This window comes from Streptomyces sp. NPDC044044 (assembly GCF_056434405.1).
Map to the genome: position 1 here is coordinate 514,799 of NZ_JBWKFG010000008.1, position 9,576 is coordinate 524,374.

Consider the following 9,576-nt stretch of genomic DNA (forward strand, 5'->3'; position numbering starts at 1 on the left):
GCCGCTTCGCTCATGGGCGACCTCCGCGAGGACGAGACCGCCCGGCTGCGGGCCGCTGTGCCCGGCCTGGTGGACGTATGGCCGCTGTCGCCACTGCAGGAAGGGCTGCTCTTCCACGCCACCTTCGACGACGACGGTCCTGACGTGTACGCGAGCCAGCGGACGCTGGCACTGGACGGCTCCCTCGACGTCGACCGTCTGCGGACGTCGTGGCGGACGCTGCTCACCCGGCACGCCGTGCTGCGCGCGAGCTTCCACCAGCGCGACTCCGGGCAGACGGTGCAAGTCGTCACGGCCGACGCCGAGTTGCCCTGGCGCGAGGCCGATCTCTCGGAGCTGCCGGAGGGTGACGTGCCCGCCGAGGTGGCGCGCCTCGCCCAGGCCGAGCGTGCCGAGAAGTTCGATCTCCGCGCGGCACCGTTGCTGAGGCTGCTCCTGATACGCCTCGGAGCCGGCCGGCACCGCCAGATCGTCACCGTCCACCACTCCCTGGTGGACGGCTGGTCCACCGACGTCATCTTCGGGGAGCTCTCCGAGCTGTACGCGGCGGGCGGCGACGGCCGGGCTCTGCCCGCGACGACGTCGTACGGGGCATACCTGGCCTGGCTCGACCGGCAGGACAAGGAAGCGGCGCGCGAGGCTTGGCGCGCCGAGTTCGCCGGGGCGGACGAGCCGACCCTGATGGTGCCCGACGAGCCGGCGGGGCGGCAGGTCGTGCCGGAGCCGCTGCCTTTCGAGCTGACCGAGGAACTCACCCGCGGTGTCGCCGAGTTGGCCCGGTCCCAAGGGGTGACCGTCAACACGGTCGTGCAGGGCGCGTGGGCCCAGGTGCTCGCCCGGCTCGTGGGGCGCACGGACGTGGTGTTCGGTACTCCGGTGGCGGGCCGTCCCGCGGAGCTGCCGGGGGTGGAGTCGGCTGTCGGCCTCTTCCTCAACACCGTGCCCGTACGGGTGAGCCTGGCGGCGGACCAGTCGGTCGCCGGGATGCTCGCGGACCTGTGGGAGCGCCAGGTCGGGCTGATGTCCCGGCAGCACCTGGGGCTTCGCGAGATCCGCCGACTCGCCGGGCCCGGCGCGGTGTTCGACACGCTCGTGGTCTTCGAGAACCTTCCCCGGACGCCCGAAGGGACCGGTGCCGCAGGAGAGCCGGCCATCCGTCCCGTCGGGGAGCCGGAGGACAGGGGCCACTACCCGCTGGCGCTGATCGTGGTCCCCGACACCCGGCTGCGGGGACTCGTCGTACACCGCCCGGACGTGGTGGGGCGCGACCGGGCACAGGCTGTGATCTCCTCGCTGGTCCGCGTCATCGAGCAGATGGTGGCGGATCCGTCGTCGCCGGTGGGACGGCTCGACATCCTCACCGAGACCGAACGCGGGCTCGTGGCGCAGGAGGAACAGGAGAGGGCGCGGGCCGCCGTGTCCGACGTGACGGCACCGGACCTCTTCGCCGAGCAGGCCGCGGCCACGCCCGCCGCGGTGGCGGTGGTCGACGGCGGGCGTTCGCTGACGTACCGCGAACTGGCTGGACGGGCCGGGCGTCTGGCGCGCTGCCTGACGGACAGGGGAGTGGGTCCGGAGACACGGGTGGCCGTCATGGCGGACCGCTCGGCGGAGCTGGTGACGGCCCTCCTCGCGGTGGCGGCGGCCGGAGGTGTCTACGTCCCCGTGGACCCGGGGCTTCCCCCGGCGCGGCTGCGCCTGCTCCTCGACGACGTCGCCCCGCCGGTCCTGATCTGCGTACGGCAGACCCGCGACGCGGTACCGGAGGAGTTCACCGGCCAACTGGTGCTCCTGGACGGTCAGTTGACCGCCAAGTCGGCAGCCGGACAGGCCGGGTACGCTGGGTATGCGGACGGCCCGAGGAAAGACGCGGAGCGGCGCACACCGCTCACCGCCTCCAACGCGGCGTACGTGATCTACACATCCGGGTCGACCGGCACCCCCAAGGGCGCGGTCGTCCCCCACCGGGGCCTGCGCAACCTCGTCGCCGACCGCATCGCGCGCTACCGGATCGACGCGGACAGCGCGGTGCTCCAACTCGTCTCGCCGAGCTTCGACGTCTCCATGTCGGACATCTGGCCGGTGCTCTGCGCGGGCGGCCGGCTGGTCCTTGCACCGCCTGCGCGGCGGCACGCGACCGGCGAGGAGCTGGTCCGCCTGATGCGCACGCAGCGGGTGACGCACGTCGCGATGACCCCGACCCTCCTGGCGCAGCTTCCCCCGGAGGAACTGCCCGCGCTGCGCGTCCTGGTCATCGGCGGCGAGCCCGTCTCCGACGAGCTGCGCCGTCAGTGGTCGGTGAACCGCGAGATCTACAGCGAGTACGGGGTCACCGAGGCGACGGTCGCCTCCACGGTGAGCCGCCCTCTCGGCGCCCACGACGAGCCGTCGATCGGCCGCCCGGTCGCCAACACCTCCGCCCACGTCCTGGACGCGTTCCTGCAGCCGGTGCCCGCGGACACGGTGGGCGAGCTGTACGTGGCGGGCGCGGGCCTGGCGCGCGGCTATCTGCGGCGGACGAGGCTGACGGCGCGGCGCTTCGTGGCGAGCCCGTTCGCGCGCGGCGAGCGGATGTACAGGACCGGGGACCTGGTGCGCCGCACCGGCACCGGTGACCTCGTCTACGCGGGGCGGGCCGACGCACAGGTGAAGGTGCGCGGATTCCGGGTGGAGCTCGGCGAGATCGAGGCGGCCCTCACGGGGCATCCCGCCGTCGACCGGGCCGTGGTGATCCTCAGGCAGGACCGGCAGGGGGAACGCCGCCTGGTCGGTTATGTGGTGGGCACCGAGGCCCGAGCCGAATCCCAGGGCCCACCCGAATCCCTGGTCCAAGCCGCCGAGGCCCGAGCCGACCGACTGACCGACCGCCGAGCCGACCGCCTGACCGATCGCCTGACCGATCGCCGGGCCGACCTGCGGCCCCTGGACATGCAATCAGTGCGCGAGTACGCGGCCAAGGCGCTGCCGGAGTACATGGTCCCCGCTGCCGTCCTCGCCCTCGACGCACTGCCCGTCACCCCGAACGGCAAGGTCGACGTCCCCGCGCTCCCCGCGCCCGACTTCGCCGACCACGTGTCGGGCCGGGCGCCGGAAGGTGAGGCGGAGGAGATTCTCTGCGCCCTGTTCGCCGAGGTCCTCGGCCTTGAGCGGGTCGGCGCCGACGACAACTTCTTCGAGCTCGGCGGGGATTCGATCAGCTCGATGCAGCTGGTGAGCCGCGCCCGCCGGGAGGGTGTCTTCTTCAGCGCCCAGGATGTGTTCGAGCACGGGTCGCCCGAAGGCCTCGCCCGCGTGGTCAGGCTCGGTGCCGGACGCGCGTCGGGACCGGACGTGGGCGAGGGCGAGGTCGCCTGGACACCCGTGATGCGGGCCCTGGGCGAGCGGGCACTCGGCGGCGGATTCACCCAGTGGGTGGTGATGGGCACCCCCGCGGGTCTCGGCGGCGAAGTCCTGGCGGCAGGCCTGGGCGCCGTACTCGACACGCACGACATGCTGCGCGCCCACGCGGTGGCGGACGACGACACCCGGCCCCGCCTGGTGGTGGGCGAGCGCGGATCCGTCGATGCCGCCCGCCTGATCACCCGGCTCGACGCTGCGGAGGTCCCGGCGGATGGCCTGGACGAACTCGCGGGGCGCGCCGCGCGCGATGCGGTCCTGCGCCTCGATCCCTTCGCCGGAGCGATGGTCCAGGCGGTGTGGCTGGACGCGGGGCCGGAGCGCGTCGGCCGACTGGTCCTGGTGGTGCACCACTTGGCGGTGGACGGGGTCTCGTGGCGGATCCTGGCCCCTGACCTGCGCGCCGCGTGCGAGGCGGCGGACGCCGGGCGGGAGCCGGTGCTCGACCCCGTCGGCACATCCTTCAGGCGCTGGTCCAGGCTCCTCGTCGAGGAGGCGACCGGCAGCGACCGCGTCGCGGAACTCGACGCCTGGACCGCCCTGCTCGGCGACACGGCGACGGCACAGCCACCCCTCGGCCACCGGGCCCTCGACCCGGCACGGGACACGGCGGCAGGCATGCGCCACCGGTCCTGGACCGTCCCGCCCCGGCAGGCGGCCACGCTCGCGGGATCCACACCGGCCCTCTTCCACTGCGGAGTGCACGAGGTGCTCCTCGCCACGCTGGCCGGAGCCGTCGTCCAAGGGTGGCGCGGCACTCACGGAACGGTCCTGATCGACGTCGAGGGACATGGACGCAAGCCGGTACAGGACGCCGATCTGCTGCGCACCGTCGGGTGGTTCACCAGCGTGCACCCCATCCGCCTCGACCTGTCCGGCATCGACACGACGGGGGCGGCAACCGGTGGACCGGACGTCGGCTCGCTCCTGAAGGCGGTCAAGGAGCAGGCGCGCGCCGTGCCGGGCGGCGGGCTCGGATACGGCCTGCTGCGCCATCTGAACCCGGAGACAGGCGCGGTGCTCGCCGCGCTGCCTGGCGCGCAGGTCGGCTTCAACTACATGGGCCGCTTCCCCGCAGTCGGTGGAACAGGCGATGTCCAGCCCTGGCAGATGGCCGGAGAAGAGGCGATAGGAAGCTCCACCGCGGCGGCCATGCCGGCCACGCACACCCTTGAGGCCGGTGCGACCATCCGCGACGCCGCCGAAGGGCCGGAGCTGACCGTCTCGCTGAGCTGGCACGCCGCGGTCCTCGACGAAGCCGTGGCGGAACGCGTCGGACGCCACTGGCTCGACCTGCTCGCGGGCCTGGCCGCCCACACCACCGACCCGACGGCGGGTGGCCACACCCCGTCCGACTTCCCTCTCGTCGAGCTCGCCCAGGACGAGGTCGAGCAGTTCGAAGCGATGGCAGCAGAGCTCGAAGGAGGGCGTTCGCTGTGAAGACTCCCACCCCCGCCACGGGTCACGCACCCGCGGCCCACCGGCCGGCTCCGCACGCCAAGGGCTCGGCGCTCGCGGAGGTCTGGCCGCTCTCGCCCCTGCAAGAAGGGCTCCTGTTCCACGCGGACTTCAACGGCCAGGGACCCGACGTCTACACCGTGCAGAACATTCTCGCGGTCGAAGGACCCCTGGACGCGGCCCGCTTCCGGGCCTCCTGGGAAGCGCTCCTGGCCCGGCACGCGGCGCTGCGGGCGAGCTTCCAGCGGCGCAAGACCGGCGAGGCCGTGCAGCTCATCACCCGCGAGGTCGTCCTGCCGTGGAGCGAGGCCGACGTATCGGACCTCACCGAGGCCGAAGCGGCGGCCGAGACGGAACGCCTCGCCGCACGCGAACGCGCGGACAGGATCGATCCGGCGGCGGCGCCCCTGATGCGGCTGCTCCTGATCCGCATCGGCGAGCGCCGTCACCGCCTGGTGATGACGAGCCACCACATCCTCATGGACGGCTGGTCGGCCCCGCTCCTGCTCGACGAACTCGCCGAGGCCTACGCGGCGGGCGGCGACGCATCGGCCCTCCGTCCCGCGACGTCCTACCGCGATTACCTGGCCTGGCTCTCCCGCCAGGACAAGGAGGCCGCCCGAGCCGCCTGGAAGGCGGAGCTGGCAGGAGCGGAAGAACCGACGCAGGCCGTGGCGGGTCCCGCGAACCCGGCACACGGCGACACACCCCCGAAGAAACGCTCCTCCCACCTCACCCGGGAGACGACCCAGGCGCTCGCCGCACTGGCCCGCGCCAACGGCCTGACGGTGAACACCGTCGTCCAGGGCGCGTGGGCCCTGCTCCTGGCCCGCCTCGCCGGACGCACGGACGTGGTGTTCGGCGCGACGGTGGCGGGACGCCCTCCGGAACTGCCGGGCGCCGATTCCATGATCGGCCTCTTCATCAACACACTCCCGGTACGGGTCAGGCTCGACGGTGCGCAGCCGCTGCTCGCCATGCTCCGCGAACTGCAGGACCGCCAGTCGGCGCTCCTCGCCCATCAGCACCTGGGCCTCTCGGAGATCCAGCAACTCGCGGGCCCTGGCGCCGGTTTCGACACGCTCCTGGTGTACGAGAACTACCCCCGGCCGCCCGGAAAGGCGACCGCACCCGACGCGCTCTCCATCACCACGGTGGAGTCCCGCCAGGCGACGCACTACCCGCTGTCGATCGGTATCGCCCCCGGCGAGCGTCTCCGGGTGGACGTGACGTACCGGCCCGACCTGGTCGACGAAGCGGTGGGCGAGGCGCTGGCCGGGCTGCTGACCCGGGTGCTTGAACGGATGGTGGCCGATCCTTCGGCGGCGGTGGGGCGCGTCGGCGTGGCCCGCGCGCCGCTCGCGCCCGGGGCGGTGGCGGCTCCAGCGTGTGAGCCGGTGCCGGAGCTGATCGCGAAGCGGGTGGAGGCGGCACCGGATGCGGTGGCCGTGCAAGGCGAACGAGCGGAGCCCTGCTCCTACAGGGAGTTGTGGGACAAGGCGGGGCGCTGGGCAGCGCGGCTGGCCGCACGCGGCGTGCGGCGGGGTGACCGTGTGGCGGTGCTGATGGAGCGGTCGCCGGACCTGGTGGCGCTGCTTCTGGGGATCTGGCGGGCGGGTGCCGCCTATGTGCCGGTGGACGTGAGCTCGCCGGTGGAGCGGGTGGCCTTCGTGCTGAGGGACGCGGCCCCGGCGGTGGTGGTGTGCACGTCGCAGAGTCGGCCTCCTGTGGTGCCGGACAGCTTCGCCGGTCGGCTGCTGATGGCGGATGGCCCGCAGGTCCATGAAGCGGGGGCGGATGCTGAGGGCAGGGATCCCAGGGAGTCCGGGGAGTCCAGGCAGTTCGGCACACCCGTGGCGGCGTATGACGTGGCGTACGTGATGTACACGTCGGGTTCGACGGGTGTGCCCAAGGGTGTGGCGGTGTCGCACGGCAGTGTGGCGGCGCTGGTGGGGGAGCGGGACTGGGGTGTCGGCCCGGGGGACGCGGTCCTGATGCACGCCCCGCACGCCTTCGACGTGTCGCTGTTCGAGATGTGGGTGCCGCTGGCCGCCGGTGGCCGCGTGGTGATGGCAGGCCCCGGTGTCGTCGAGGCCCAGCAGGTGCGCGAGCACGTGAAGGCAGGCGTGAGCGCCGTGCACATGACCGCCGGTTCCTTCCGGGTGCTTGCGGAGGAGTCCCCGGAGTGCTTCACGGGACTGCGCGAGGTGCTGACCGGAGGGGACGTGGTCCCGGCCGCGTCGGTGGCGAGGGTCCGGCAGGCGTGCCCCGAGGTCACGGTCCGCCACATGTACGGGCCGACGGAGACGACGCTCTGCGCGACCTGGCACGTACTGGAGCCGGGCGACGAGATGGACTCCGTACTGCCGATCGGGCGTCCGCTGCCCCACCGGCGGACCTTCGTCCTGGACGCGTTCCTCAAGCCCATGCCACCGGGCATGACCGGCGAACTCTACGTCGCGGGCGCGGGGTTGGCGCGGGGCTACTGGAACAGCTCTGGTGCGACGGCGGACCGGTTCGTGGCGTGCCCGTACGCGCCGGGTGAGCGGATGTACCGCACCGGCGACCTGGTGCGCGAGACGGAGGGCGGAGAGCTGCTCTTCGTCGGTCGTGTGGACAGCCAGGTCAAAGTGCGGGGCTTCCGCGTCGAGTTGGGTGAGGTGGAGGCGGCTCTGGCCGCTCACCCCGCCGTGGCCCAGGCCGTGGTCGTCGCCCGTGACGACGGTCCAGGTGAGCGCCGCCTCGTCGGCTACGTCGTCCCGGACGGCCCGGCGGTCGACCCCGTACTCGTACGCGGCGACGTCGCCCGAGCGCTGCCCGAGTACATGGTGCCCAGCGTCGTGCTCGTCCTCGATGCCCTGCCCGTGACCCGCAACGGCAAGGTCGACCGCGCGGCACTGCCCGCACCCGACTTCGCGGAACGCGTCTGCGGACGCGCACCCCGGACCGAGGCCGAGGAGACCCTGTGCCGTCTGTTCGCCGAGGTGCTCGGCCTGGAGCAGGTCGGCGTCGAGGACAGCTTCTTCGAGCTCGGCGGCGACTCGATCATGTCGATGCAACTGGCCGCCCGCGCCCGCCGCGCGAACCTGCTCTTCAAGGCGCAGGACGTCTTCGAGCACGAGACACCCGCCGGGCTGGCGGCCGTGGGCCGCCGCTCGGGCGAGGAGGCGGTGCCGCCGGACGTGAGTGTGGGCGATGTGCCCTGGACGCCGGTGATGCGGGAGTTGGGCGAGCGGGCCGTGCGCCCGAAGTTCGCCCAGTGGACGATCGTCGGTGCTCCGTCCGGCCTTGAACGGCACGTCCTGGTGGGCGCGTTGAGCGCGGTGGTCGACACCCATGACGTGCTCCGCTCCATGGTGTCCCTGGATGAGGAGGGGCCGCGGCTGCTCGTCCGCGAGCAGGGCTCGGTGGACGCCGGGACCCTGGTCACCCGCGTGAACGCGACCTACGCGGTGGCAGGCACCCTCGACGCCATCGCGGACGAGGCGGCACAGGAGGCGGCGGAGCGCCTCGATCCATCGGCCGGCGTGATGCTTCAGGTGGCGTGGGTGGACGCCGGGCCCGGACGGGTCGGGCGGCTGGCCTTCGTGGTGCATCACTTGGCGGTCGACGGGGTCTCGTGGCGCATTCTGGTACCGGACCTGAAGTCCGCGTGCGAGGCGGTGGCTGCCGGTCGGGAGCCGCGGCTCGACCCGGTGGGCACGTCCTTCAGGCAGTGGTCGCGGCTGCTGGTCCAGCAGTCCACCGGAGAGGCACGGGTCGCGGAACTCGCCGAGTGGACCGCTCTGCTGGGACAGGCCGAACCCCCGCTCGGCGGCCGCGCGTTGGATCCGGACCGCGACACCGCGGCCACCCTGCGCCGCCGTTCGTGGACCGTGCCGACCCAGCAGGCCGAGACGCTGACGAGCCGGACGCCGGCGCTCTTCCACTGCGGTGTGCACGAGGTGCTCCTGTCCGGCCTGGCGGGAGCGATCGCCTACTGGCGCCAGGGGGCGGCCCCCGGCGTCTTGTTGGACGTGGAGGGACACGGCCGGGTGCCGGCCGAAGGTGTGGATCTGTCGCGCACGGTGGGCTGGTTCACCACCGTCCATCCGGTCCGCATCGACCTCGGCACGGTCGACGTGAGTCAGGTGGTGGCCGGTGGCCCGGCGGCCGGAGCGCTGCTCAAGACGGTCAAGGAGCAGGCGCGGGCGATACCGGGCGACGGGCTCGGCTTCGGGCTTCTGCGTCATCTCAACCCGGCCACCGCATCCACGCTGGCGGCCTTGCCGCGTCCGCAGATCGGCTTCAACTACCTGGGCCGCTTCACCGCCGACGCGTCGAGCGCCACGATCGGCGGTTCGCTCGATCCGGCCATGCCCGCCACGCACGTGATCGAGGCGGGCGCGGTCATCGTCGAGACGGCCGCTGGACCGAGGCTGACCCTCACGCTGAGCTGGGCCGCCGCGCTCCTGGACGAGGCGGCGACCGAACGCCTCGGCCTGCTCTGGCTCGACCTGCTCGCCGGTCTGGCGGCCCACACCGCCGATCCCGCCGCGGGCGGACACACGTCATCCGACTTCCCGCTCCTGGACCTCGCGCAGGACGAGGTGGACGAGCTCGAAGCCGGTTTCGCCGACGACATCCGGTAGCCCATGACCCGTAGCCGCCCTGAGCCGTCCTGAGCCGCCCTGAGTCGTCCTGCCTGGTCCTGAATCAGCTCGAAGCAACTCGCTCTGAGGA

The 9,576-nt window shown here is 72.9% G+C and carries 2 protein-coding genes; both read left to right on the forward strand.

The genetic code is table 11. The annotated features are described in order from the left end of the window. Positions 1-12: 12 nt before the first annotated feature. Positions 13-4,836, forward strand: coding sequence for an amino acid adenylation domain-containing protein (locus AC07AG_RS30345; RefSeq protein ID WP_478759404.1), 4,824 nt, complete (start codon positions 13-15; stop codon positions 4,834-4,836). After that, positions 4,833-9,485, forward strand: a complete 4,653-nt coding sequence (locus AC07AG_RS30350; protein WP_478759305.1) for an amino acid adenylation domain-containing protein — start codon at positions 4,833-4,835, stop codon at positions 9,483-9,485. Before AC07AG_RS30345 ends, AC07AG_RS30350 begins: the two co-directional genes overlap by 4 nt. The last annotated feature ends 91 nt before the right edge of the window (positions 9,486-9,576 follow it).